28 protein-coding genes and 1 pseudogene are annotated in these 26,008 nt (G+C 51.5%); 24 read left to right on the forward strand and 5 right to left on the reverse strand.

The features are described 5' to 3' along the window. The first annotated feature begins 19 nt into the window (after positions 1-19). The 21 genes and pseudogenes from CU081_RS13830 (at position 20) to CU081_RS26140 (ending at position 18,166) form a co-directional block, all read left to right on the forward strand. Complete coding sequence (locus CU081_RS13830; protein WP_205913759.1) at positions 20-1,411, forward strand: DUF1073 domain-containing protein; 1,392 nt, start codon at positions 20-22, stop codon at positions 1,409-1,411. Then, the gene (locus tag CU081_RS13835; protein ID WP_163270229.1) at positions 1,365-2,345 is read left to right on the forward strand and encodes a phage minor head protein; all 981 of its coding nucleotides are present in this window, start codon (positions 1,365-1,367) and stop codon (positions 2,343-2,345) included. The genes CU081_RS13830 and CU081_RS13835 overlap by 47 nt, the downstream gene beginning before the upstream one ends. A 31-nt stretch (positions 2,346-2,376) precedes the next feature. After that, positions 2,377-2,571: a hypothetical protein gene (locus CU081_RS13840; RefSeq protein ID WP_044704353.1), complete on the forward strand. Its 195-nt coding sequence runs from the start codon at positions 2,377-2,379 to the stop codon at positions 2,569-2,571. Positions 2,572-2,663: 92 nt separating this feature from the next. Then, positions 2,664-3,501: pseudogene (locus CU081_RS13845) on the forward strand (DUF2213 domain-containing protein); the annotation flags it as partial. Positions 3,502-3,863: 362 nt separating this feature from the next. Then, entirely contained in the window at positions 3,864-4,298 is a 435-nt protein-coding gene (locus CU081_RS13850) for a hypothetical protein (RefSeq protein ID WP_047724469.1), read from the forward strand. 9 nt (positions 4,299-4,307) lie between these two features. After that, on the forward strand, positions 4,308-5,405 hold the full coding sequence (locus CU081_RS13855) for a major capsid protein (protein WP_014884000.1): 1,098 nt from the start codon (positions 4,308-4,310) through the stop codon (positions 5,403-5,405). A 9-nt stretch (positions 5,406-5,414) separates the two neighbouring features. Then, on the forward strand, positions 5,415-5,780 hold the full coding sequence (locus tag CU081_RS13860) for a hypothetical protein (RefSeq protein ID WP_047724465.1): 366 nt from the start codon (positions 5,415-5,417) through the stop codon (positions 5,778-5,780). A gap of 2 nt (positions 5,781-5,782) precedes the next feature. Further along, on the forward strand, positions 5,783-6,163 hold the full coding sequence (locus tag CU081_RS13865; RefSeq protein WP_047724463.1) for a DUF7370 family protein: 381 nt from the start codon (positions 5,783-5,785) through the stop codon (positions 6,161-6,163). Beyond that, positions 6,163-6,336, forward strand: a complete 174-nt coding sequence (locus tag CU081_RS13870; protein ID WP_047724461.1) for a hypothetical protein — start codon at positions 6,163-6,165, stop codon at positions 6,334-6,336. The genes CU081_RS13865 and CU081_RS13870 overlap by 1 nt, the downstream gene beginning before the upstream one ends. Then, positions 6,336-6,686, forward strand: coding sequence for a hypothetical protein (locus tag CU081_RS13875; protein ID WP_047724459.1), 351 nt, complete (start codon positions 6,336-6,338; stop codon positions 6,684-6,686). The genes CU081_RS13870 and CU081_RS13875 overlap by 1 nt, the downstream gene beginning before the upstream one ends. A 2-nt stretch (positions 6,687-6,688) precedes the next feature. Further along, entirely contained in the window at positions 6,689-7,057 is a 369-nt protein-coding gene (locus CU081_RS13880) for a hypothetical protein (RefSeq protein ID WP_047724457.1), read from the forward strand. Beyond that, a complete protein-coding gene (locus CU081_RS13885) occupies positions 7,054-7,437 on the forward strand; it encodes a phage tail termination protein (protein ID WP_047724455.1) in 384 nt (127 codons plus the stop codon). The genes CU081_RS13880 and CU081_RS13885 overlap by 4 nt, the downstream gene beginning before the upstream one ends. A gap of 58 nt (positions 7,438-7,495) precedes the next feature. Then, the gene (locus CU081_RS13890) at positions 7,496-8,251 is read left to right on the forward strand and encodes an Ig-like domain-containing protein (RefSeq protein WP_047724454.1); all 756 of its coding nucleotides are present in this window, start codon (positions 7,496-7,498) and stop codon (positions 8,249-8,251) included. 50 nt (positions 8,252-8,301) lie between these two features. Next, a complete protein-coding gene (locus CU081_RS13895) occupies positions 8,302-9,045 on the forward strand; it encodes a DUF6246 family protein (RefSeq protein ID WP_047724452.1) in 744 nt (247 codons plus the stop codon). Positions 9,046-9,117: 72 nt separating this feature from the next. Beyond that, positions 9,118-9,492, forward strand: a complete 375-nt coding sequence (locus tag CU081_RS13900; protein WP_032619448.1) for a membrane lipoprotein lipid attachment site-containing protein — start codon at positions 9,118-9,120, stop codon at positions 9,490-9,492. Positions 9,493-9,549: 57 nt separating this feature from the next. Continuing rightward, entirely contained in the window at positions 9,550-11,877 is a 2,328-nt protein-coding gene (locus CU081_RS13905; protein WP_047724448.1) for a tape measure protein, read from the forward strand. Further along, the gene (locus tag CU081_RS13910; RefSeq protein ID WP_047724447.1) at positions 11,877-12,374 is read left to right on the forward strand and encodes a hypothetical protein; all 498 of its coding nucleotides are present in this window, start codon (positions 11,877-11,879) and stop codon (positions 12,372-12,374) included. Before CU081_RS13905 ends, CU081_RS13910 begins: the two co-directional genes overlap by 1 nt. Further along, a complete protein-coding gene (locus CU081_RS13915; RefSeq protein WP_015571561.1) occupies positions 12,374-12,844 on the forward strand; it encodes a hypothetical protein in 471 nt (156 codons plus the stop codon). The genes CU081_RS13910 and CU081_RS13915 overlap by 1 nt, the downstream gene beginning before the upstream one ends. A 13-nt stretch (positions 12,845-12,857) precedes the next feature. After that, on the forward strand, positions 12,858-13,223 hold the full coding sequence (locus CU081_RS13920; protein WP_047724445.1) for an NlpC/P60 family protein: 366 nt from the start codon (positions 12,858-12,860) through the stop codon (positions 13,221-13,223). After that, positions 13,210-15,687, forward strand: coding sequence for a host specificity factor TipJ family phage tail protein (locus CU081_RS13925; protein WP_047724443.1), 2,478 nt, complete (start codon positions 13,210-13,212; stop codon positions 15,685-15,687). Before CU081_RS13920 ends, CU081_RS13925 begins: the two co-directional genes overlap by 14 nt. A 55-nt stretch (positions 15,688-15,742) precedes the next feature. After that, entirely contained in the window at positions 15,743-18,166 is a 2,424-nt protein-coding gene (locus CU081_RS26140; protein ID WP_003859861.1) for an SGNH/GDSL hydrolase family protein, read from the forward strand. A 679-nt stretch (positions 18,167-18,845) separates the two neighbouring features. Here CU081_RS26140 and CU081_RS13935 read toward each other — a convergent pair. The 3 genes from CU081_RS13935 to CU081_RS13945 are packed head-to-tail and all read right to left on the reverse strand — an operon-like array spanning position 18,846 to position 21,437. Then, on the reverse strand, positions 18,846-20,156 hold the full coding sequence (locus CU081_RS13935; protein ID WP_039268929.1) for a DUF3329 domain-containing protein: 1,311 nt from the start codon (positions 20,154-20,156) through the stop codon (positions 18,846-18,848). Beyond that, complete coding sequence (locus CU081_RS13940; protein WP_003859865.1) at positions 20,149-21,078, reverse strand: glycosyltransferase family 2 protein; 930 nt, start codon at positions 21,076-21,078, stop codon at positions 20,149-20,151. Before CU081_RS13940 ends, CU081_RS13935 begins: the two co-directional genes overlap by 8 nt. After that, positions 21,075-21,437, reverse strand: coding sequence for a GtrA family protein (locus tag CU081_RS13945; protein ID WP_003859867.1), 363 nt, complete (start codon positions 21,435-21,437; stop codon positions 21,075-21,077). The genes CU081_RS13940 and CU081_RS13945 overlap by 4 nt, the downstream gene beginning before the upstream one ends. A gap of 112 nt (positions 21,438-21,549) precedes the next feature. Between CU081_RS13945 and CU081_RS13950 the strand changes: the two genes are divergently transcribed. The 3 genes from CU081_RS13950 to CU081_RS13960 all read left to right on the forward strand — a co-directional run bounded on the left by CU081_RS13950 (position 21,550) and on the right by CU081_RS13960 (position 23,673). Beyond that, positions 21,550-21,855 carry a hypothetical protein gene (locus tag CU081_RS13950; RefSeq protein WP_003859869.1) on the forward strand — a complete coding sequence of 102 codons (306 nt, stop codon included), beginning with the start codon at positions 21,550-21,552 and terminating at the stop codon, positions 21,853-21,855. Beyond that, positions 21,855-23,123 carry a Y-family DNA polymerase gene (locus tag CU081_RS13955; RefSeq protein WP_003859872.1) on the forward strand — a complete coding sequence of 423 codons (1,269 nt, stop codon included), beginning with the start codon at positions 21,855-21,857 and terminating at the stop codon, positions 23,121-23,123. The genes CU081_RS13950 and CU081_RS13955 overlap by 1 nt, the downstream gene beginning before the upstream one ends. A 142-nt stretch (positions 23,124-23,265) precedes the next feature. Next, entirely contained in the window at positions 23,266-23,673 is a 408-nt protein-coding gene (locus CU081_RS13960) for a cell envelope integrity TolA C-terminal domain-containing protein (RefSeq protein WP_032666022.1), read from the forward strand. A 66-nt stretch (positions 23,674-23,739) separates the two neighbouring features. On the opposite strand, the gene CU081_RS13965 is transcribed toward CU081_RS13960, so the two are convergent. Further along, the gene (locus CU081_RS13965) at positions 23,740-24,411 is read right to left on the reverse strand and encodes an SOS response-associated peptidase (RefSeq protein WP_047724439.1); all 672 of its coding nucleotides are present in this window, start codon (positions 24,409-24,411) and stop codon (positions 23,740-23,742) included. A 477-nt stretch (positions 24,412-24,888) separates the two neighbouring features. Next, a complete protein-coding gene (locus CU081_RS13970; RefSeq protein ID WP_003859879.1) occupies positions 24,889-25,869 on the reverse strand; it encodes a VirK/YbjX family protein in 981 nt (326 codons plus the stop codon). Positions 25,870-26,008: the final 139 nt, after the last annotated feature.

Genomic DNA, 26,008 nt, shown 5'->3' on the forward strand with positions numbered 1-26,008 from the left:
TGCTATCGGGCGGCAGCGCATGCTGTACGCGGGCCAGCCGGGAAATACCAAACGCACGAAGTTGTGGGATGAGTTTGGCTATCCAAACAGTCTCGAGTTCGACCGCTACTACCGGGCATACGAGCGCAACGCGGTGGCGTTTGCCGCAGTCCATAAGCTTCTTGATTCGTGCTGGGTTGATAACCCGACGATCATCGACGGCGACGACGGTAAGGAGTCAACCGAGACAACGGACTGGGAAAAGTCAGCCACTAAGCTGCTGAAGAAGCACTGGCCGAAAATTAAGGATGCGGATCGCCGCAATCTTGTTGGCCGGTACTCGGCATTGCTCATTCAGTTCCGCGACGGCAGGGAATGGCATGAGCCGGTAGATCGGGCGAAGGTTAAATCCCTGCGAAATATCGGTAGCGGACCTATCGTTAAGCTAATCCCCGCGTGGGAATCGCAGATCAAGCCAGGCAACTTCGATACAGACACGCTTTCAGAAACGTACGGCCAGCCAATCTCGTACAACTTCAACGAGCAGCCAGTTGGTGATGATGGCACGTATGGCCCGGTGCGCGGCGTTACCGTGCACCCAGAGAGAATCATCATTCTCTGCGAAGGCTCAGAAGACGAGAACATGCTCTCTGGCGTGCCTTTCCTGCGCGCTGGTTACAACAAACTTCTCGACCTCGAAAAGGTATCTGGTGGTAGTGCCGAAGGTTTCCTGAAGAATGCAAGTCGCCAGCTCGGGATTGCGTTCGACAAAGAAACCAACATTGCGAACCTGTCAAAGCAAGCCATAGAATCTGGCTACAAAGACCTGGGCGAGGCGCTTAACGACAAAGTCGCCAAGATGAACCGTGGCACGGATGCGGCCCTGGTTATGCAGGCCGGCACGCCGTCTGTTCTCTCCGTTGCGGCGGCAGACCCATCCCCGACTTGGACAGTGGCCGCCAACGAGTTTGCATCTTCGATCCAGTGCCCGTTCACCATACTGTTTGGTCAGCAGACGGGGCGACTTGCTTCCGATGAGGACAAAACAGACTGGGCGAAGCGCTGTAACGGCCGCCGCTGGGGATTCCAGTCGACGGTGATCGAGAGCGTGCTTGAGCGCTTTTGGACCGTAGGAGTAATTGACCCGCCATCATCCGGAGAGGTCACGCTGGCATGGTCTGATCTGCTCGCGCCGAGCGAAAAAGAGAAGATTGCCAACATGCAGGCAATGGCCGTCGTGGCGAAAGACACACAGCAGGCATACGGCACTCCGGCGGTGGATGAAAACGAAATCCGCGCAGTCGGTGAGCTGGAGCCTCGCAAGGTCGTGTCGCCACCTAACCCTGATGTAAAGCAAGCCGATAAGGATCCGCTGACAGATGATGATGACAGCGCAAACCAGAATCGGGACGCCAATCGTACCGCGCAATAAAGCTGACCCGACGCAATCATCGCGGCAGGTCAGTCGGATGTTCAACGTTATCGAAGATCGGTATCTGAACATTAAGCGCAGGCTGAAGGCACTCTTTGACCAAAGGCTGACAGGACAGCAGCGAGAGGCGAACGCACAGCGGTCATGGATGATGTGCAACAACGAAGGTGCAGAGCCTTCGCTGTATCAGGTCAATGCCGGTAAGTTCATCTATGACATGACAGCTGCTGAACTGGCCGACCTGCTCCAGGTGGTGCAGTCGATTCTGGATGATGAGCTTCTCGAGGGCGGCAGTCAGAACCTGTGGGCGATGGACTACGTCATTGCGGAATATGACCGCGGCACGCTAAACGCCTTCACCAACCTGTCGGTGCAGTCGCAGGCGTACGCCAGTCAGACGACGCTCCAGCAGCTTTTAAGCAGCCTCGGCTACCTGAACCAGATAGCGGCGGCAAGACTGACAACGTTCAGTGACTGGAAGGTCATCAGCGACACCGCCCGCGGCGACCTGACAAACATCATCACCGATGCGGTAGCGCGCGGGGTGAATCCTCGCGAGACGGCCAGCGTAATCAGCAAGCGCCTCGATGTGTCGATGTCGAAGGCCAAAACCATCGCTCAGACTGAGCAGGTCGGCGCGCTGCGGCAGGCTCAGTGGAATGAAACGGACTGGGCTGCTGACCGATTGGGGATGAATGCCGGCCTTCTGTGGCTGTCGGCGCTCAAGCCAACTACGCGCACCTGGCACGCCAGCCGTCACGGAAAGGTCTACACCACAGAAGAGGTACGCGACTTCTACGCTGAGAATGGCAACCGGTACAACTGCTATTGCAGCCAGATTCCGGTGCTGCTCAACGACGACGGCAGCATCTTCAACGAGGGGCTGGCGGATAAGCTAAAAAAAGAGAGGATAAGCTGGAAAGAAGGGGCATAATAACCGTTCATTCAGAGCGATAGAGGTAGTCATGCTTAACAAATATTTTGTAGCTTACCAAATCTTGAAAAATGGACAGGTCTACCTTACAGGATCGACAGTTGTAGCCGATCCTGAAGGATTGGAGCCGGATGTTTTCTTTATGAATACAGCAAAAGAAATAGCCAAACAAAGAATGGTAATGCCTGACGCAGTAATCATTACCGCATTCAATCGGGTAAATTAACTACAAGTAAGTTTCAGAGCAACCTAAACCATTAGCGACCCAGCCATAGTGCTGGGTTTTTATTGCCTGAAATCCACTAACGAGGACCCAGCATGAAGCGCAACCGCGTTAACGTGCTGACCGTCGTCAACTCCGCTTCAAACATCACCACTGAAACCATCGACGGCAAGCCACATATCGTGGTTCGCGGCATCACGCCTGTCGTGGACGATATCGTGATGAACCGGAAGTTGTACCCGGCAGCAGAAATCGAAAAGGCCTACAACACGCTTGAACGTAACCCGATGCCGCTGGGCCACCCAAAAGTGGACGGCAAGCATGTATCGGCGCGCGATGTCAGGGCGGTGAACGAATACCACGTCGGCGCCTGGCTACAGAACGTCAGCCACAAAGACGGGAAGGTTACGGGCGACATGTACGTTAACCGCCAGTACGCCGAGTCGAGCGACAAGGGCAAGCGCCTGATCAACCGCCTGGATGAGATGCTGGCCGGCACCAACTCTGACCCGATCCACATCTCCACAGGCCTGCTCTATTCAGGTATCGCCGCCAACGGCGAATCGAAGGGCAAGAAGTACAACGAGATTGCCACAAACATGATGTTTGACCATGTTGCTGTGCTGCTCGATGAGCCTGGCGCCGGTACGCCGGAGGAGGGCGTGGGCATCTTCGTAAACGCCGAAGGTGACGAACTTGAAATCGAGGTCGTCAATCTCGAAGAGTCCAATAACCCAGACTCGCAAGACCCCGCTTTCAAATCATTTTTCAACCAGCTAAAGGCGTTTTTCGGCGCCAACAGCGATTCAACCCAGAAGGAAACAGACCCGATGAAAGAGCTCATCGTTAATGCGCTGAAGGCCAAAGGTAAATCGGTTGACGGTAAAACCGATGCCGAACTGATGGACGCATACAACCAGATGCTGGCAGAAAACGCCGACAGCAAAGAAGAAACGCCTGAAGAGAAGTCCGCACGTGAGAAGAAAGAGGCGGATGACAAGAAGGATAAAGAGCAGACCACCAACAGCGAAGAGATGCCAGCGTGGGCGAAAACACTCGCCGATCGCGTGGACGTCGTTTTCAACAGCCTGAACGCGAACGCCGACAAAGAGAAAGGCGAAAAGCGCGCGGCTGTGAAGCTGGCGATGAACATGAGCGATGAAGAAGTCTCAGATCTGGATGGTAAGGCGCTCGACGCCATGTATGCCAAGTGCCAGACATCTTTTGGCCTGAACGGTGCATTCCGCCATCAGGCTACTAACACCCAATCAGTCAGCGAAATGCCGGAGTAAAAAATGGCTAAAGACGGAAAGCATATCATCCACGCCGGCGGCGTGTTCCCTAATCCGCTGCTTAACCGTGAAGGCGCGGCCGCGGCATCTACTCCGCCGGGTACCATTGGCTTCTTCAGTGCAGCGGACAAGTTCACTGCCTCTGTGGATGGCAATGAGGCTGCAATTCTGTATGTGGCCAACAAAGACTATCTGCGCTGCCTGTCAGTGGACGACGCTATCCCTGCTGGCGAGCTTGTCGTAGGTATTCAGCCTCTGCCGGGCATGTTCTTAAACGTTCGTGCAGCAGCCGGTACCTACACGAAGGGGCAAGCGCTCTCGATTGCAAACGGCCGAGTCAAAGTGGCTGCTGGCGACGAGTCGGTTCGCTGCTACGTCGAGGAAGATAAATCATACACAACGGCGGCAGGCGATCTGCTTCGTGTCGTAATTAAATAAGGAGCGGATATGTTTGTATTCTCCAAGTCTATCGGTGAAAAGACCGGTAACCTCGCGGTAAATCAGGCGCAATGGCGCGCTCTTGAAATTGAGCGAAACGCCAGTGCTCAGGCAGCAGCGGATTTCTTGGCGCGCACTCAGTTCCGTGGCGATGCAGAAAACGCTCCTTATCTCGATGCGGTGAACGCAGTTGACGATATTCGTCGCCTGTATCGCGCTTTCGACACAACTGTTCTTCAGCAGTTCGAGCCGAATACCGAGTTCACTCTGCTGAACGATCTAATGCCGCTTTCTCGCTCCGTTCGAATCGAACAGTCTCGTTACGACTACGCTCGTACCGGTGGCCGCGGCTGGGCTCACACCTCCATGTCCGGACAGGTCGGCGCGGCACTCGATGCTCGTAGCTATTCCTTCGATGGCACCATGGTGCCTATCCACGACTCGGGCTTTAAGTTCGAATGGCGTGATCCAATCTTCAACAGCCCGCAGGCATTGCAGTCGCAGGCTGATGCGCAGCGTGGTTCGGTTGAAGACGTTCAGCGTCGTTACGTTGACTACATCTTCAACGGCTTCCGCGACAAAGCTGGCAACTTCGCAGTGTTTGACGGTCTGACCTGGAAAGGGTTGCGTGACGATGAGCGCGTAGCGCAGATCGACCTTGGCGCTTCAGGCCTGAACATCGATTTTACCTCTGGCACAGCAACGTCTCAGGACATCCGCGCTGGCGCAATCGCACTGCGTGATCAGATGCGCCGCGTGAACAACCAGTATGCAGAGCAGACCTGGTACGTATCCGGTGAAATCATCTCCAACCTGGAACGCTACTTCTCCGACAACTTCCAGTCCGGCACGATCATGGATGAAATCCTGAAACTGACCGGTGTTGCAGCGATTAAAGAAGACAGCCAGCTCACAGGTAACGAAATCGTCATCGTTCCACTGAGTGCAGGCGTCATCGCTCCAATCGTCGGCCAGGCTATCGGTACCGTTGCATCTCCGCGGCCGGAGTACAACAGCGACTACATCTGGCGCACCTGGGGTGCAATGGGGTTGATGGTCAAGCAGGACATCAACAACAAATACTCCGTAATTCACGCATCAAGCTAAGGATAAATCATGGCACTGGTAGAAATCGTGACAAGCAACCTGCACGCCGGTGCCAACCTCCGCAAGCTGGAGGTTGGTTCAGTGGTGGATGTGGACGATGCAACAGCTGAGCGCTGGATCAGCACTGGCAAGGCGAAGGAGACCGACAAGAAGAAAGGCGAGAAGCTTACCTTCGAAGTGGCTACTCCTTCCGCTCCTGCGGCAGATCTGACGGCCCTTCAAAAGCAACTCGCCGACGCACTGGAGCAGAACCAAAAGCTAATCGCCGATGGTGAAGCTAAAGACAAGGCTCATGCCGACGCGCTGGCAGCAGAAACAAAACGCGCTGACGAAGCCGAAGCAGCACTGGCAGAAGCTATCAAGAAGGCGAAATAACCATGGCTGACCCAATCACAGCGGCAGACGTGCAGGCGTTCCTCGGTGAATTGGGTTACTCCATCCCGGGGGCGCTGTTGGATCCGATCCTCTGCGTGGTAAACAAGATTATCCCGTGCCTTGATGGCGCGGGGTATGACGAGTGCACCGCGAAGTTGATCCTGATGTACTCAGCAGCGCTGATGGCTACGTCTTCCGGTGCGCGCCGCATCAAATCGCAGGGTGCACCGTCTGGTGCGTCCCGCTCGTTTGAATATGGCGACGACAGCATCACCTGGCTTCGCGACTCACTGGCCCGGCTCGATACCAGCGGATGCACCGGTGACTTGCCGATCAGCGCTGGTAACAGCGTCGGCCTGTTCATGGTGGTCGGGGGCTGCTGATGATGTACAAATCAGTTAAGCACGGTCTTCCGCGCTCGTTCACCCGCGTCTGGGTGATGACCGACACCGGGCGGGAGACAACCGGCTACGTGAAATCGGATGGCGAGTGGTTCATCAACTGCCCGCGCATCCGGGCGACTGGCGCGAAGGTGCTGCGCTGGAAGGAGGGCTGATGTCATCGGTAGCGAACTGGAGCTATACCGCCACGGCGACCATCTGGCGAAAGCTGGAAGGCAATGACGAATACGGCGACCCGCTGGGCTATGCCGTGCCTGAGCAAATTCTCTGTGATTACGAGGGCGGACTCAGCAAAAAGTTAGCCAGCCTGGGCGCCGAAATCGTCGTGAAGAATACTATCTGGACGGAGTTCGCGCTGGCGGCTGCGGGTGATTACCTGCTGATTGGCGTATCGACGGAAGCCGACCCGGTTGTGGCTGGTGCCGACGAGGTGCGGCAGGTTATTCGCTATGCCGACACGTTTGAACGACTGGCGGATGATTACGCCATCCTGACTGGAGTGTAGCCATGGGCATCAAAGTACGCGGCGTTAAGCAGTCGAAAGCCGGGCTAAACCTCATTATCAACGACGTGAAAGGGCGCAAAGTTGTCCGGGCATTACAGTCAGCGATGATAATCGGCAGCTCACAGGCCGCACTTTATACGCCGATCGATACCTCAACGCTGCTTAATAGCCAGTATCGGGAGTTGATTAACAACGGCGTTCGACTGACAGGGCGAGTTGGATACACCGCGAACTACGCTGTTTTCGTTCACGATCCGAACGTGCCGCAAACCTTCCGCCGCGCAACTGCGCAGAAAGAGTTCCTCACTAAAGGCTTTGAAGACACTCGCAGCCAGATTGATGCCGTAATGCGCAAGGAGCTTTCAGTATGACACCAGCCATGTACGAGCGCGTGCGTAACTACTTCGTTGATGCCGGGCTTACCACTGGCTTCATTGTTCAGATGCTGGCTTGGGACGATACAGCCAAGTTAACCGACGCATTCATCGTGTTCCGTCCTAACGGTGGTACCGACATCCGAAATGACCTCGGATCTGACCACTACGTGCTGGTGGATGTCATCTCCGCTAAGGACAAGCGCCGCGCAGCCGCTGAGAAGGCTCAGGAGATTATCAATTATGTCGAACAGAACGACATTACCGACGAATGCCTTGGCCTGATTCAAAACCTCGGAAATGTGCCTGCACCTATCCTGACCGAAGAGGGCCGCCTGGTCTTCCGGCTCCAGTTCATGTGCGTCTACGGCGAATAACCCAATCACCAACCCATCAGGCTGCCATCCGGCGGCCTTTTTTATTTGAGAGGTACACATGCAAGGCTGTGCTAATGATTTTGGCAAGCTGATCGGGAAAGTAGCTGTGCTACGCATGGCCTATGGCTGCCCCGACGCAGTGCCAGCGCTTTCTGAATGGAAGCGTCTCGGCGCTATGACGACCAAGGGTTTTGATTATTCGATGAACACAATTAATTCCGAGGCTGATGATTCCAAGGCGTTGGTTGAGAACCTGGTCAATAACATGGACATTACAATTTCTGGTGAAGGCGAGGCTCGCAAGAGGGACAAAAGTACAGAAATTGGCGCCTGGAGAATGGGCAAATACATCTTCGATGAATTGCAAGCCGGTCGACAGCCGACTCTGTGGGTTAGATTTGATTTTGCTGGCGAAGATGCTGGCACATACATCCAGGGCTACATGAACACCACGTCATGGTCTGGTGATTTCGGTACTAACGATATCTCCACCTTCTCCGGCGAGTGGAAGGTCTACGACGCTGACACTGTTGTGTTTGAGGTAGCTGATTCTATCGCGGCCACTGGCGTTGAGGTTACACCCGCAACTGCTTCTCTGGTCGTTGGCGCAACCCAGCAACTGAGCGGCGCGGTTCAGCCAACAGATGCGACTAACAAAGCGATCACCTGGACCACTTCGGCACCTTCCATAGCCACTGTCAGTTCAACCGGCCTGGTGACAGCAGTAGCCGAGGGCACCGCGACTATTACGGCTACCACTGCTGACGGTGATTTCACCGACACCTGTGCTGTGACCGTGACTGCCGCGCCGTAATCACTACAAAGGGCGGCGTGCTGCCCTTGATACTGGTTATGGAGAGCGATATGACCCCTTTGAAAGAAATTGGAGAGTGCCTGATTGGTGCTGGCGGCCGTGAATACTTCTTCCGGCCATCGTTCCGTAACATGACTCGGATCGGCGAGCCAGAACATATCGTTCGCACTTTCTATGCACTGTTCAATGACGATGTGGCAAAGATGCTTGAGGCGGCGCGCGAAATTCACAGTGCGATACCAGAGCATCAGCGCAGATTTTACGCCCATTATTTCGGTGACGTTTCGCTGCCACGCTGGGCACTTGATGCAGCAGGCTCTGCCGCGTTTGTGCGTGAGGCATTGCTCTCGGCTATTAACGTCATTCAGTCCTGCTGTGACGAGGACGTTTCTGAGCTGACAGGCTGGCATGAGATTTCACGTACTGGCAGGCGCACATTTGTATGGCACCGCGGCGCGCTTCCGCCTGAGAACCTGATTCTGATAGCTCAGTCGCTGATCATGCATGGCGTTATCGGACGGGCGAAGGTTCGTAAGTTGCAGAAGCACGAAAGCAAGGAAACGACGCCGGAGTTTCATGCGACTGAATACATCATGGCGGCGCGAAACCATTTCGGGATCAGCAGAGAAGAGGCTGAAAACCTTACTATGACCGAGTTTGCCATGATGCTTAACGCCAAATACCCTGACCAGAAGGGCTTCACCAGGGAAGAGTATGACGCTGTTATGGACGATGACGATCGCCGCTGGCAGGAAATGATTGAGCGCGAAAAATCAGCAAAGAAAGCGGCCTGAGTTAATAATGGATGTACCTTAATCGCCTGACCGGGCGTAATATGGCTCGACAATAAAACTCAGGGGATAAGAGTGAAAAAAATACTGTTGGCTTTGGTGATTCCACTGGTTCTGGCTGGCTGCAAGCCGGGCGAGGAGAAGGCAATTTCGCTGGCACAATCTGAAGTGTCCGCCAATCTACTGGATCCTGACAGCGCACAATTCCGTAACGTGAAAGTCGTGAAGATGACAGATGCCGATGACGGTCATGTTAATGCTGTTGTTTGCGGGGAAATTAACGGAAAGAACGGTTTCGGTGCCTATGCAGGGTTCCATCCTTTCTTTGTTGAGCTGAAAATGAAATCGAAGGGGATGTTCTCAAAAGGCGTCGACTACACCCTTGGTGATCACTTCCTCAGTTCGAAAGATACGCCTCCACCACCGGCCTACACAGAACGATGCCAATAAACGACACGAATAACTAACCCACCACTCGGTGGGTTTTTTTATGCCCGGAGAAAACTGATGTCTGAGAAAGCAGGCGAGATTTATTACGACATCGAGGCCGATGTATCTGGCTTGCTCAAGGCCCAGGGAAAGGCCAATAAGTCGCTCGACTCCATCGGCAACTCGGCGACCAATGCAGCCAAAAAGATGGATGAGTTGCAGACGAACATCAACCGAGTCGCCGGGGCAATTGCCGCCTCACTCGTAGTTGACTGGGGTAAGGCGTTTCTCGTTGCTGCTGACAACATGAGCCAGCTCAACGCGCGTATAGAGAGGCTCACTAGTAGCGCAGCGACAGCCTCGCAGACTATGCAGAGTCTGATGCGCATCAGTTCGGCAACGGGTGGTTCGCTACAGGATACAGCGAAGCTGTGGGAGACTCTCAGCACGGCGTTGCGCGATACCGGCGCGACGAACGGCCAGATCATCCAGCTCACCGAAACACTTCAGAAAATAGGTCGCATTGGCGGATCCTCTTCCGAAGAAATGGCGAATGCTCTTCGTCAGTTCGGCCAGTCAATTTCATCCGGTACGGTTCGGGCGGAGGAGTTCAACTCCATCCTTGAGCAAATGCCGGAACTGGCGCGGCAGATCGCCGCCGGGATGGGCGTAAGTATCGGCGAACTGCGTCAACTGATGCTGGACGGGAAACTGACGGCAGAAGATGCTCTGAACGCCATTCAGAAGCAAACCGGCTCAGTGAACGCAGAATTCGAGAAACTCCCGCGCACTCTTTCCCAGGCGAATACCGCTCTCACCAACTCTTTCCTGACCATGGTTGATAATATTAACCAGGCTACAGGGGCAAGCAACGGGATGGTTCTGGTTATCGATTCTCTTGCTGTTGCCATTGGCAGGCTTACTGGGCAGGCCGCTACCGCCAGTCAGCAAATAGCAGATCTGCGCTCTGAAGCCGAAATGTACGCCAAGCGAGCGAGAACATGGAGTTGGCTTGGCTTTGGTGACTGGCAGAAAGAGAACGAGGAGAAATCCGCGCAACTTACAGCTGAAGCGTGGGAGAAGGCCTCTCGCGCCGGTTGGGATGCGGTTCAGAAAACAGCCGCAGCCACTAAACCTATCGAAATAAAAGCCACTGCCACTACAGGTGGTTCTAAAGCGAAGGGCGGAAAGTCTGCGGCACAGAAAGAAGCTGAGCAATACGCCAAAGCTCAAGAATCTGTTAATCAAAAGCTGGATGAACTGAGGCACAAGGCCGAGCTGTCGGCTGGCAGTGTTGGTGAACTGTCCAGAGCGCAGGCCGTGCTTAATGCGCAACAGTCTCTCGGTAACACAGCCACGCAGGAACAAGTTCTGCTGGCCGGGCAACTGGCAGGAAAAGCCTGGGACAATGCCAACGCATTGCGTGAGCAGGCCAAGGCTGAACGGGAGCGCACAGAGGCTGCAAATAAGTTCAGTACCATCCAGGGTAAAACCAGCAAAACTGCCGGGCTGGATAGCCAGTATCAGAAAGACATTGCTGACATCCAGCTTTACGCCCAGCTTTACCCGCAGAAGATCGGGGAGGCTGAGGCAGCGCGTGCCGCTATTGAGCAGCAGTATCGTGATCAGCGTAACGCTGCAATGTGGGAAGAATGGGCGCAACAGAACGCGGCCACTCAGGCAGCAGCGGCGGCATTTACCGCATTCGGCAATAATGCCTCTAACACTCTGACTGGTCTTATCACCAAAAGCATGGACGCTGAAGAGGCAGCTAAATCTTTAGGAAGAACTGTTTTAAATAGCCTAGTAAACACTTTTGTGCAGATGGGCGTCGAGTGGGTTAAGTCGGCCATTATGGGCCAGACGGCCACTACCGCGGCGGTTGCAGCATCCACCACCGCACAGGCGGCAGGCATCGCAACCACGACAGCGACTTCGACGGCTGCGGCTGCGGCTACTACGGCGGCATGGACTCCGGCGGCCATCATGTCCTCCGTGGCTTCATTCGGCGGTGCAGTGGCTATTGGTCTTGGTGCGATGGCTGGCATCCTGGCACTGTCAGGAAAACGTAAAAACGGCGGGCCTGTCTCGGCTGGTGGGATGTATCAGGTCGGCGAAGGTGGCATGCCAGAGATTTACCAGGCCAGCACCGGTAAGCAGTACATGATACCGGGCGACAACGGCAGGGTGATCAGCAATAAAGAAATGACAGCCGGTGGAGGTGGTGGGGTGGTAATCAACATTCAGAACTACACGTCATCCTCGGTCGATGCGCAGGCTGGTACGGATGCTAATGGTGGAGTGACTGTGGATGTAATTGTCGCTGACCTGAACAACGGCGGGCCAATCAGTAACGCCATAACCAGCAACATGAATGTTAAACGCACGCCAAGGGGGCAGGGCTGATGCCAATTATCGACTATCCCGACTGGCTACCGCTGGCGCAGAAGGCCAGCAAAAACATGACGCTCGATACCGGGTTCCAGACCGATCAGCCAGCGGTCGGCCCGGCTATCTTCCAGAACCTTACTGACGACCTGAAAGTGACCTGGTCCCTGACGTGGATTTTCACCTTGGCTGAGGAACGAGCATTCCAGCAGTGGCTACGCAGCCCAAACTATCTCAACCGGGGCCTGAACTGGTTCAGGATGAATATCAATCTGGGCGGCAGTGGTCTCCAGTTGCAAGAGCTTCACTTCACGCAGATGCCGGTGCAAACCAGTATCGACGGCGGGGTGGTGACATGGACAGGAACCGTTATTGCCAACCATCTGTACAACGCTGACGACGAGTTTGACGACGTAATTGTTGAGCTGCCGCCGCCGTGGCCTTCAGTGCTTGATATCGTGGTGACTGGCTATCCGGACGGACGCGATCCAGAAAGTCTTCCGAGGATTCCCTGATGCCTTCATATCGTGAATATAATCAGAAGCGCCCGATTAGCGGCTGTTACAACACCATCACGTTCTATCACCCCTCCTTTGGTTACGTCCGCCTCGTCGACAAACAGTTCTTCCCGAAGACGCTTGGCGGCCAGACGTACACGCCTGCGCGGTTTGAAATCGAAGAGAGCCAGCAGAGCGGAACTCCGGTAATCGACGCAACGGTGAAGCTTGGGCGACTGTCTTCAGATATCAAAACGCTGATGAAGAAGTGGAGTGGTGTTTCCAGGCTGTCGCCTATCACGGCAACTCGTCAGGTTTTCGATAGAGTTGATACCTCTACGCCAATGAAGAATTGGACATTATTTGTAAAAACTGTCGATGTTGTTTCAGATAACGCATCAGTTACTTTATCAATGACAAACCCGCTAAATAACAACATTGGCCAACCATATGATCCAGTCGAATACACGGGGCTTCAGTACCTCTGATTTTATCAGCAGGATGATCGGCGTGCCGTGGTCTAACCGCGCCTGCTCATTCGTAAAGACTGATTGCTGGGGGCTGGTTGTGCTGTATTACCGACATGTGCTCGACATTGAGCTGCACCAGACGCCAGGTTACGAAGCCGGGGAAGATTTCTTCACCTGCTATCAGGGAGACGTCGTTTTCTGGCGCAAGGTCGATAAACCGGTCGAGGGCGGGATATTCGTCGGGTACCGCGGCACGCAACCGGCACACGTTGGCCTGGTACTGAACCGGCAGGCGCTACACTCGCGTGGAGAGAACGGAAGCGTGCGCATGGACTCGTTGCTGGTCATTCAGCGGGCATTCACCAAAGTGGAGTTTTTCGAATATGGCGCTGGTTGAGATATCGAATTTTCCAGGAACGCCTAAGCTGCGTTGCAGGGTGCCAAACGGCACCCTTTTTTATGACTGGCTGGCGGCCAATGACGCTACTTTTCACCGCGACCTGCTGATCGTCCGCAACGGCGTAAAGCTGGGAGACGATGATGAGCTGGCGTTTGAACTGAGCGAGCTGGACCACATCCAGATATTCGACCAGCCAAAGGGCATTGTCGACGACATCCTGAGCCCGATCTTTAAAGTGGTGGGCCAGGTATTTTCGTTCCTGGCGCCGAAGCCAGCTATAGCGAACAACGGCGGTAATACCGTCGACTCGCCCAACAATAGCCTGACCGGTCAGACAAATACCGCTCGCGTTTACAAGGCCAAGCCGGATATCTATGGCCAGATTCGTTCGTTCCCGGATCTGATTCAGGAGTCGGTATTCGAATATGTACACCAGACTTCCACAGACGGCGGCCTGAAGTACGTCACTGAATGGATGTGCATCGGGATCGGCAAATACGATTACGAGTCTGTGCGCTACTCAGAATCGAGCCTGGGCTCTCTGGCCGGTGCCGAATTCCAGTTTTTCCAGCCAGGAGAAGTTATCCCGCAGATCGTCGAGGGATACGGGTTCGATGACGTCGACGGGCAGGAGGTCCCCGGGCAGAACGAAGCCAGCGACTTCCCTATAGAAACAGCAACGGCAAACACGGTGGTCAGCGGAACGTATTCCGGCGGCCAGATAGCGATGAAAATCGTGAAACAAGCTGAGTTCGACTATTTCATGGGGCTGGTGCTGCCGCACGCGGTGACCTTCACCATCAATGTGACGTACAGCACGGCCTCCGGCAACGTGACTACCGATGCTACATTCTCCGGCACGCTGATTTCCGCCGTTGAAACAAACGACGGTGCAGTGGTTAACCCGGTGCGCTGGTACACGTTTACGATGAACCAGCTCGAAGGACCGCAGGACATCCCGGCGAATGCCACGATCAACACCACGAAATTCATCCTTAACGATAACGAGGCGCTGGTGGTTGGGCCGTTCTTTTCCCCGGTCGAGTCAACTCAGCTGTGGCTGCATACACAGTCCAGCCTCGGCGGGAAGAAAGAGACCAACTGGAAGGTTGTCATCTGGAAAATCGACGACGACTACAACCAGGTCCCGGGTACGCAGCAGACGTTTACGTACCGGCAGACGACGCCGCACCAGTCGACCAGCGAAGTCTTCTACCGAACCGACAAAATCACTCCGACCGGCGGATTTGGAAAGTATGCGGTCAGTTTCCAGCGCACGGATAACTCCGGTGACGCGTCACTGCTCAAGGTTGAAGAGATCCACAGCATCAACATCAGGACAAACGTCGTTCACCCGACCGACACGCTGGTGCGCGTAAAAGTCCGGGCGACCGAGAATGCCCTGGGGAGCCGTGAGCGCAAATATAACGCCCTGGTGACGCGCCATACCATTACGTACGACCTGGACACGCAGATGGTGGATTACACCCTGAGGCCGTCGCGCTCGTTCGCTGATGCGGTGGCTCACACCTGGCTCATCATGGGTGAGCAGCCGGTAAGCAGCATTGACCTGTACGGGCTGTACTCGATCGCCGAAAGCCTGCCTGATGAGCGCCTGGGTTACTTCGACTACACGTTTGATGACGAGAACGACTCGCTGGGCGACCGTGTGCAGGCGATCTGCAATGCGGCGTCTGTTGTGGCGTACTGGGACGACGGCGTGCTGACATTCACCCGAGATCAGAAAGTTGATTACCCGGCGGCCGTATTCAACCGGGCCAACATGAAGACGGACGATTACAAAATGACGTACGAGGCCACACTTCCTGGCGGCTACGACGGCGTACAGGTGCCCTACGTCCACCCGACCACGAACAATAAGACGTACATCAACTACCGCGTGCTGAACGGCGCCATCGTCGAGCAGGAAGCGGAAAACCCGAATAAGTTGGAGATAGTCGGCTTCCGTAACGAGTATCAGGCCCGGGAGCGCGCATTACGCGAAACCAAACGCCTGATCTACTCGCGCGTGAAGATGAACGCCAAAGTGTTTGAGGACGGCATTATCCAGGTCGGTAGCGTCATTCAGATGCCAGACATCTACGACAGCAACCAGCAGGGTGGTTACGTCACCGGCCGCTCCGGGAATGACTTCGATACCAGCGAGCCGATCACGTTTACCGGCTCGATGTATGTGCTGGTTACCGACAGCCTGGGTAACCCAAGTCTGCGCTATCCGGCCACCGCCCGTAGCGACACGAAGTACGGATTCACCGCGGCTATCCCCAACATTCAGCTCAATATCTGGAACGGAGACACTGTGCAGCTTCCGTCGCGCTACCTCATTGCGACCGTGGAGGAACTGGACAGTCAGCTATGGACGGTCAACAGCATCAAACCGAACACAGATAACACGGTATCTCTGACCGTCGCAGAATACAGCGACGCCATCTACGAATAAGCCCCATCCCAACAAACAACACCCGGCCTCGCGCCGGGTTTTTTATGGAATTAATATGGCTACGACACCAACAAACCTTCCTGTTCCAAGCGAATCACCACGTGACCTGAAGTTTAATGCGGGGAAAATTGATGAGTTTGTGACTTCAAAAAATCATGCTTATGTTGATAGATTTGGTGACCGGCATCGTACAATCACTGGAATAAATTACGATGCAAATCAGGCAATTCTGGGTTATGGCTACATCACGAAGAAGTCTTTTGAAATTGGTGCTACCGTCGACAATATTAACACTGCTCTCCAGTGGGAAAGTAATGGGGAGTTCTACAGGTGGGACGGCGCACTCCCCAAAGTAGTTCCCGCTGGTTCTACACCAAATAGCACTGGCGGGATAGGTGAAGGGAAGTGGGTAAGTGTAGGGGATGCTTCGCTTCGCACGGAGCTGAGCAGAGGGCAGTACAGGGAAGATGCAACATCCTGCTTCTATGTGCCGGGTTTTGTCGTTGATCAAACCACGGATAACAGAAATGCAGCTTATGCCTTCCAAGGGGTAATTTATATCCCTGAAGATGTAACTGTACGCTGTAACTTTCTTCCAGAAGATGATGTTCGTAAATTCATCGGTGAAGGTAAGATTTTAACGAGAGATCCTTGGGGATTTGATCATGAATTCGATGTTTCAAAATCCTGCAAAGGCAGCTTGTTTACAGTGCGCGGCGTAATTCATCAAGGCATGGAGAAAAAGGGTGCGCAGCAAGTAAGCATTGGGGTTATTGGTGATTCTATTACTGACGGTGCATGGGGCAAGCAGACATGGACAATCAACCCAAATTCTGGCGGAACAGAAAGAAACCTCAGCTCAACTAATTATAATCATTCTGATAATGGAGGAAGTCATTCCTGGTTTGCTCATTTTGTTTACACTTTAAACATGACAATCAGCCGATGGACTTCAAACCCTGCATTTAAAGGTTACAACTGCGCAAAGTCTGGTGCTAAATTAACTGATGGCTGGGGCTATCGTAATTTCGATTACGGATTCTTCCAGAATGCGGCATATGGTAATACAGCACCTGATACACTGCTTATTTCTATGGGATGGAATGACGTCGATGGGGTTAATTTCGAAAGTTATCTAGATAATTTTGATGCCTTAATCAGAAAATCGTGGGGCTATGGTTGTTCCGTGGGATTGGTTACTTGCAATATGAATGATAGTAGCCGCTCTGGGCTTGAGGGAGCAATTAAGCGCACACTGGCATCGAAGTACCCTGGAGTTGAATATTTTGACCTTGGAACGTATTTACGTAAACGAGGCAGCTCAGATCTTCGAAACCTCAAGAACTATTACGTTAAGTCAGACGGTACATTTGACTACACACATCCGCAGCCACTCGGTCAGGCAGATATGGGTAACGCAATGCTTTGGGAGGTATGTAAAGACACGTTTATACCTTCTGTAAAGCCGGGGGAAATGGTTTCATGGGCAAATGCTGACAAATTCTGGGATTGCGTAGGAGCTAGCTCAGGAACGCATTATCAATTCACATGGGAGAATGCGGCAGGTACTCCCGCGTTAAACAAGATGAGTAAAGTTGCTCAAGCAACCGTTTCATCAGAGAACGTAACATTGTCTACTTTCATATTTTGTGAAGAAGATGATATGAGCCTGTTCCTTCTGGAGCCATATACTCGTGACAGTGATTTTACTGCGGCAGGAAGAAACCACATCATAAATGTCAGATCACCAGCTGGCAAAGATATGGCAGAGGCAGAGCCTGAAAACCTGCGTAGATTACATAACTCTCAGCGCCTTGCATCTGGTGTTTTGGGCGAAAAGAAAACATTGACCACTTATATAGGAAGGCTACGGTATGGGATCAATTACATCAGTGTACGTTACGACGGGAGCCCAAATCTGGTGTATGTTCCAGCGTTGATCACTGGAAAAATGAACCAGACAAAGGTTTCGATAAATAACCTCAGGCTTGCAAAGCAAGCCGGCTTTAGTGGAACATTAATAGAGCGTGTAAATGCACTGGATGGGATAACATCGAATCTCTTTGATGGATCACAATATGCTTCATTACCAAACTGGTTTAGTGCTGGACAGAATCTCGCTGGAAGTCTTCTGATAAATGAGCCCTTATCAGATCAAACTGGAATGATACTATTTTACGATCCTGATGAAAAAAATGGGTATGCCATTCAACGTAATGGTGCAGTGCTTCGGGTTGGTGAAATGGTTTCTGGTGTAGTGTCTACTTGGACAAATACCACTGTAGATGCCACTAAAGTCTTTCAGGTGTACTTCTACCAGACAGTAAGTCCTATCAACGGTGCTTCTATGAACATTGTTGGTACAAATACATATTCAGCATTCTATAAAAAGCCAGGCGGGGTGTTAGGGGTTATGAATGCCTCATCATCTAGCGCGACTTTCAACGTAACTTACAACGCCTACGATATGGGCTCATAAGTATTTCATGACATGGATGTCAACTGTTATCATAGAGAAAATTTTAGATGTGACTGGGGAAAATATGAACAGATGGGTCATCAGGGCGTGTGCGTTGATTTCAGCGCATTCCTTATTAAGCGGTCTGAGTGACTATTAAAAAACGTTAGTATTATATCTAGATTACCAAAAGTAAAATGAGATATCATCTTCTAAGCACCATTGAATAGACTAGGTGCCAAAGAGACCGAGGAAAAGTAAGTCGGCATGGCTTACACCCATCCAAACTTGGAGTTAAGCAGCACAAATAGTGCTGTTGCGCAGGCAAATTTAAGTCATACCACGAATTTACTTGATGCATGCATGCTCCATTACACTTATGGCGGCTTGCGATGCAAAAAAAAGTGCCATGAACCGATATCGATCAAATTTATTTTTTCAGTAAACCAGCAACATAATTATTACCTAATATATATGAATTGTTTGCTCCGAAAGCTACTACTGAATGCCTCTAAAATAAAGTAATTAATTTGCAGTTTGGGAAAATAAGCCTATAGAACTAAAGGTGCCACAGGTGATAAAAATTTCATTTTCACCACCTTAATACAAGTGAGGTACCAATAAAGATTAACAGTACCAGACTGACTTACTGTACGGCATATGCTGAATGAGTATAAAAAAGGCCCGTAAGGGCCTTTTTTTAGTCTTTCCCAGATATTGATTTCATATTATAGAACCTTGCCGCCCACATATTCATCCATGAATTTTTACGGTGTGTTAAATATATCGCATTTCTATAAGCATTAGCTTGTGATTTTGGTTTAGAAATCATCGGCACAATGATATCAGAACCAGGCGCGGAAGCCTGTATTACATTAACTTGCATCCTCAACTCTTTGTATGTGTTGTGAATGTCAGTGGCTGCATAAGTATAGGTGGCAATGCATGACGTGTATAAAGAAAACACTATTGCCTTAAACAATGCTGATGAAGAGCTAATCTTGCATATGTAATGAACCAATAATATTAGTAGCATGATGGCCGCCCCGAAAGCCGTTCTTTCAGGGAAAGAAGGTGCCGCTACCATGCTATATATTGACGCAAAATGCCCGGTAAGAAAGATTATGGTGAACGACACATCTCTTTTGGAAACTAAATTTTTGTATGTGCATACCACTAGTATGAAAGTTAGGAGTGCATAAAAAGGCAAAAATAAAGAAATGCTGGAGTATAATATGTCAGCAAAACGAGAGGCGAAAATATCTAACGAGAAATTGCTACCACCCCTCTTCTGCGAACCAGGGGAGCTCATCATTAGGATAAACCCCCCCATTGCGATAACAGCGCCGCTTATTTTCCACCAACTGATTCGTCTATTTACCATGTATTCATAACCCGCCAGCATCACAACGATAAGTGCGGAGGCTGGGCCGCTGTTTTCATTTGTAGCGCCAGCCAAGAAGCTTAAGATTAGATACAGGAAAAGTTTGAATGCTCGAGGCCTATCCTCTCTCATGCTTACCAATATAAATGCAGTATAAATTATAGACATCCATAAGTAATTCATGGAGCCAGATATCCAAAGAACTGATGAACCAAACTCTGGAATTATAAGCCATAACATCATAAATGTAATCAGAACTGCAAAGCCAATTTCCTTAATATTCGAAATTGACTTTGCTACCAGCAAAGCCAGCATGCCTATGATAATGAATGCAATCGAATTAAATATATCGAATATTGGTTTGTCGAATTGCATGAAAAATTGCACTAGCGAGTGAGCCACGAACCGTCCATTCCATATTTCATAGTGACGAATCTGAGACTCAATGATTGACTGAATTCCGTCAATAGGAACAGCAGTGGGAGATGGATTTGTCTGGTATACAAATCTATACACAAAGTCATCAGCAACATACATCGTCATATGATTTAATGAATAAATCAAGATGAACACTGTGCTTAATACAATTAAGGAAAAAAAGTTGTTTTTTATCAACTTGTTAATCATTATATTTTCCCCTGTCCTTAATTATGTATCTAGGTCTCATTTTTACTTCAATGTATATCCTGCCAATGTATTCACCAAGCACACCAATGCCGATCAACTGGATGCCACCAAGGAAAAGTATGGATACTAATAAAGAAGGATAACCACGGACAGCATTACCGAATGCTAAGGTGTCGAAAATCATCCCCGCGCCGTAAACGAACGCCACTCCAGCAACAAACAGGCCAATGTAAGTCCACATTCGAAGAGGGAATGTAGAGAAGCTGGTGATACCTTCAAGTGCCAGGTTCCATAACTTCCAGCCGTTGAATTTCGTGCTACCTGCAACACGCTCGGCTCGGGCATACTCGACTACATCTGTGCGGCCGCCAACCCAACTCAGCACGCCCTTCATGAAAAGGTTGCGCTCTGGCATGAGCTTAATATTTTCCACAACATCACGCGACATCAGGCGGAAGTCACCAACGTTTTCTTCGATCTGCGGGTTGCTGATTTTGTTATGGAGTTTATAGAACCACTCAGCTGTCTTGCGCTTCAGTCGGCCATCTGTTGAGCGATCTGAGCGTTTAGCAAGAACCATATCAGCCCCGGCCTGCCATTTCTCAATCAAATGAGGAATGACTTCGATAGGGTCCTGCAAATCTACATCAATCGGGATAATCGCTTCACCGGTCGCGTAGTCAAGGCCGGCGAACAGAGCAGGCTCTTTACCGAAGTTTCTTGTGAATGACAGCGGAACTACAAGTGGATCTGCAACAGCAATCGCATTAATTATCGACTCTGTAGCATCTTTGCTGCCATCATTGATGAAGACTATTTCTACTTCATGCTGCTGAAGCCCTTCAAATTCCCGAACAGTTTTATAAAAAATAGGTATCGCGTCTTCTTCGTTAAAGACAGGAACTACCAGAGAAATTTTCATTTCGCATCCCTAAAGACAATGAACTTTGAATAACTAAAACCGCACACCAGACTGATGGCGGAGAAGAGAATGAGAGTCACAATCGGAGCCATACCGGACTTATCGGCAGCCCAACCAACAGCTGCGCTCAAGGATCCCATAAACCCGACATACAGCATGTAGCGCATCGTGGTTGTGGAGGACTTAAAAGTGAACCTGGCGTTTGCAAAGAAGCTGAATGACACCGCCACGACGAATCCGGCAAAGTTGCCAAGTGCCTGGCCTGTATGAAATGCGTAGATGCAAACAGCGAACACAACCCAGTGAATGAGCGTGTTGATAACACCTATTGATGTGTACTTGGCGAATAACTTTAACATTATAGAAATCAGTGAATTCGGAAAGGTCTGAAGTTTAGCATCACTGTCCAACTTGATCGACTCTCATATTTGACGATACTGTATATAAATACAGTTGTTTTGGGAGGTGGCCATGGAGGCAAAAGCTCAGCGATTCAGGCTTGAAAAATTATGTGGCGTTAACCGCTACTCCTGCTTGGTTGAAACGTCAGGCGGTTATGCGCTTTTTCAGCCTGATCTTGTGCCATCCAACGGAACACGCGTGCTGGTAAATGCGTTCGGACAACTACAGTTCGCGGTCGTTATGGGCGGGGCGCTCATCACCGAAGACGGTGAAAGCATAGAAGGTGATGCTTTAGATGAAGTCGATGTAATGGGAGTGGTGACCTTTTTTATCAATGGCGCTGCGGCGTTCACAGACGACAATCCGGTGATGTGATGTTTGCCCTTGTCGATGTGAACTCATTTTATGCGAGCTGTGAGACAATATTCAGGCCCGATCTGCGCGGAAGACCTGTTGTCGTTCTGTCGAATAACGACGGTTGCGTAATAGCACGCAGCGCCGAGGCAAAGGCTGCCGGGATAGCGATGGGTGAGCCGTTCTTCAAGCAGAAGGAGTTATTCCGGCGCGCTGGTGTTGTTTGCTTCAGCAGCAACTACGAGCTCTATGCAGACATGTCCAGCCGGGTAATGACCACCTTGGAAGAAATGAGCCCGCGCGTGGAAATTTACAGCATAGACGAAGCCTTTTGCGACCTGACCGGAGTAAGGAACTGCCGGGACCTGACTGAGTTCGGGAAAGAGATCCGCGCGACTATTTTACAGCGGACGCATCTTACAGTCGGCGTCGGCATAGCCCAGACCAAGACGCTGGCGAAGCTGGCTAACCATGCTGCGAAAAAATGGCAACGGCAGACCGGCGGGGTGGTTGACCTCTCAAACGTCGACCGGCAGCGAAGGCTACTGGCGCTTGTTCCTGTGGAGGATGTCTGGGGAGTTGGCCGGCGCATCAGCAAGAAGCTGAACGCTATGGGCATCAAAACCGCACTGGACCTCTCAGAACAAAGCACGTGGATTATCCGCAAGCACTTTAACGTTGTGCTGGAGCGAACCGTCCGGGAGCTGCGCGGCGAGCCATGCCTGGATCTGGAGGAGTTCGCCCCGGTAAAGCAGGAAATTGTATGCAGCCGATCGTTTGGCGAACGTATTACTGACTATGAACACATGCGGCAGGCGATTTGCAGTTATGCGGCCCGTGGAGCTGAAAAGCTACGTGGTGAGCATCAGTACTGCCGTTTTATCTCCGCTTTCGTCAAGACCTCTCCATTTGCCCTTAATGAGCCGTATTACGGAAACAGCGCATCGGTAAGGCTGCTCACGCCAACTCAGGACAGCAGAGACATCATCAACGCCGCGGTAAAGTGTCTGGACAAAATATGGAAGGACGGTCACCGGTACCAGAAAGCGGGTGTCATGCTTGGTGACTTCTTCAGTCAGGGCGTGGCTCAGCTCAACCTGTTCGACGACAGTGCGCCTCGGGCTGGTAGCGAGAAGTTAATGGAAGTGCTGGATCACCTGAATGCAAAGGACGGAAAGGGAACGCTCTACTTTGCCGGGCAGGGTATACAGCAGCAGTGGCAGATGAAGCGTGAAATGCTGTCGCCTCGATATACCACGAGATATTCAGATTTGCTTAGAGTCCGATAAATTTTCTTGATGTCTTGGTCCGCTTTATTCCAGAAGGGGACGAAGAATTGCTATTGCAAAAAAATTAGTAGTTGAAAAGATGGCAGAATGAAGGAAGAATGTGCCAATATTGCTGAGGTTTAAAGGGATTTAGGGGCAAGATATGGGATTGTCTAATACAGTACAGAAAATCGTTATATCAACCATTGCGTTCAGCCTGGTCGCGGGATGTGCGCCGTTGCATCCTTCTGACTGCCATAAGACCACAGCTACGGGTAATTGCAGTTCAGGACGCTGGGATGATCAGGATGAATGGGGTAAGCAAGCTCGGGCAATCAGGGCGGCAATAAATGACAAACTTGATGAGCCTCAGAAATGGAAGGGAAAAAAATGCAGGTTGCATATTGAATTTGCTCAGGATGGCACGGCTTTAAAAATATCAACCAGCAATGGTAATAAAGCCTATTGCGAAGCGATTGAATCAGCAGCTCATAAAGCTAAATTCCCGGCCTTCAACAATCCGGAAGTCTACAGAGATTTTCAAAAATCCGGCTTTAATATGGGCGGATAGCAAGGCGATGCCTATCTAAATGTTCACTTCTCGCTCATTTAGAACGCGCCTGGTTTCTTTAACTTTTTATTGTGCTGCCTCGATTAGTTCCTGCCCCTGGTTCTTAACATTCCCCACGGCACGCGTAACGGCGTGCCAGATAAACTTGTCGGCGGGAACTGTTCCGTCGGCAATTATCTCCTCGGCTTCCTTCCCGCCAACATCCTGACGCATCCACTCCCGGGCGGCTTCTGGTGACAGAACAAGAGGACTGCGGTCGTGAATGTCGACCAGACCTTTGTCAGCAGCAGATGTCACGATCAGAAAGCCCTCAGCTTCATCGCCGCGTTCAAAAGGCGTGCTGCCGATCGCCGCCATGAATATTGGATGCCCGTCGGCCCGGTGAATGAAGTAGGGTTGTTTCTTGTCGCCTTCCTTCTTCCATTCGAACCATCCATCCGCAAAACAGATCGCCCGGCCATGCTGCCACAGAGGTTTAAACATTCTGCTGATGGCTGCGGTTTCGACGCGCGCGTTTATCAGGGGTGCTTTATCCCACCACCCGGCCGCGTAGCCCCAGAACACCGGATCGAGATGTAACTGCTCATCGCGTTCGCTCAGCAGCAGCACTTTGGTGCCGGGCGCCACGTTGTACCGGCTAATAGGTTCCGGGTCATATGCAATGTCGCGATCGCCTTCATCGGCAAGGTAGGCCAGATATTCTTCACGGGTTTGTGCTTGTGCAAAACGTCCACACATAGAAACCTCCAGTCGGATGTCAGACTGAAAGTATAGGGCAGGGAGAAAAAGTAGCGCGCGCTAGTTAAGTCTTACAATCGGATCGGTGGGGATTATGCTGATGGTATGGGAAGGCGTAAAGCAGCGTGTTACGAAACTGGAAGGAGCTACGCAAAGTTGGGGAGATTTCGAATCGAAGCGATCCCGAAGTTCACTCGTCGCCCACACGAAAAAGATGGCAACGGTTTGATCTTGAATGGATGTATTGGTAAGCATTGAAACCCGTTAAAAACGGGTTTCTGGTATGTAAGTATTTGAATAAATTCAAAAAAGACTGGTTGAAGCGGAAACAGGAATCGTATTCGGTCTCTTTTTATCCGCATGAAAATAAACGATAAAATCCGGTTTTCGTCTCAGCAGAAGGTTCACTTCCTGTGCGCCTGCCTCAAACATACCACAACCCGGCAGGCGTAAGTCCAGTCCTTTTTGGCTGTTTTGTTAAATTTTTGTTTGTATTTTGCCTGAGACGACTGCGGGATCAATGCGCGCCTGTACGGAAGCCGCAATATCATCAAGTAACGCAAAGCGGCGACGGTATTCGGCGCGTTTTTTGCTGGCAATCTCCTCCAGTGCTTTACGCTCCATCTGGAGCGGCAACTGCCAGCAGAAGGGGGAGAGTTTCTTTCCGTTCAGGCCTTCCCAGAACTCGTCGTAGCTGGCGTGAAAATGACGGCCTTTGCTCAGACGGTAGCGCAGCGCGCGGAAAACATGGCCTTCATCGCTGACGGCAAAAATCGCGCTGATGTTCGAGCGTGAGGCAAGCTGGAAGATCACCTCCATCAGCACGCGTTTCGGGAAAAGACCATGGCAGGCACGGGTAGCCTGTTTAATCACCTCCCGTGAAACATGACGACGTGGACCCTGAAGGCCGCCGATCACCAGCACCGTACGGCCGTTACTGCGTGCGACACAGAACGTCAGGCTGGCAAGCAGCGTATTGTCATTGTCGTGCAGCCAAAGCGTGCTTTCGCCTTCGCGTTCGGCCTTACCTGCGGACGAGGCGTGGACGGTATAGATTTCGCCGTTTTTTGCCTCGAACCGGACAACCGGCACCTCTTGCGGGCTGGTCAGCGCGTGGGCGAGGGCGATGTTTTTCAGACTATCAATCCACTGATAGTGGCTGACGATAGCATCGGCCCGGTCGTTTGAGTTCAGGCCGCGCATCAGATACTGGCGGTGAGTTTTGCTCGGCAAGGTAATTTGAGAGGTGAGCAGCCTGTCGAAATCATCGCGCCCGGACAGGGCCTCCAGCATGCGATGGGTGGAGGACCAGAATAAAAGCGAGCGCAGAAGGAACTTTAACCGGTAATCACGTTTGTGCCAGATTGGGCCGGGAACGCGTTTTCCTCTCACCAGTTCAGAAATAATATTTGTGCGATGCGGATAAAAAACATCGTTTTGCAGGTGTATGTTTGACACGTGAAAATCCCTCTTTTTATTCCGCTCTATTTTAAAGGCCAGGGAATAAGGGATTAATAGCGCAGCGATCTTTATTTCCGGCTGGTTTATGGTTTGTTTGGATTCGCGAAATCCGACGCCAGTTCATGACATTTTCTGT

It is taken from the genome of Enterobacter sp. CRENT-193, assembly GCF_002787395.1.
In the GTDB taxonomy this organism is placed as follows: Bacteria; Pseudomonadota; Gammaproteobacteria; order Enterobacterales; family Enterobacteriaceae; genus Enterobacter; species Enterobacter hormaechei_C.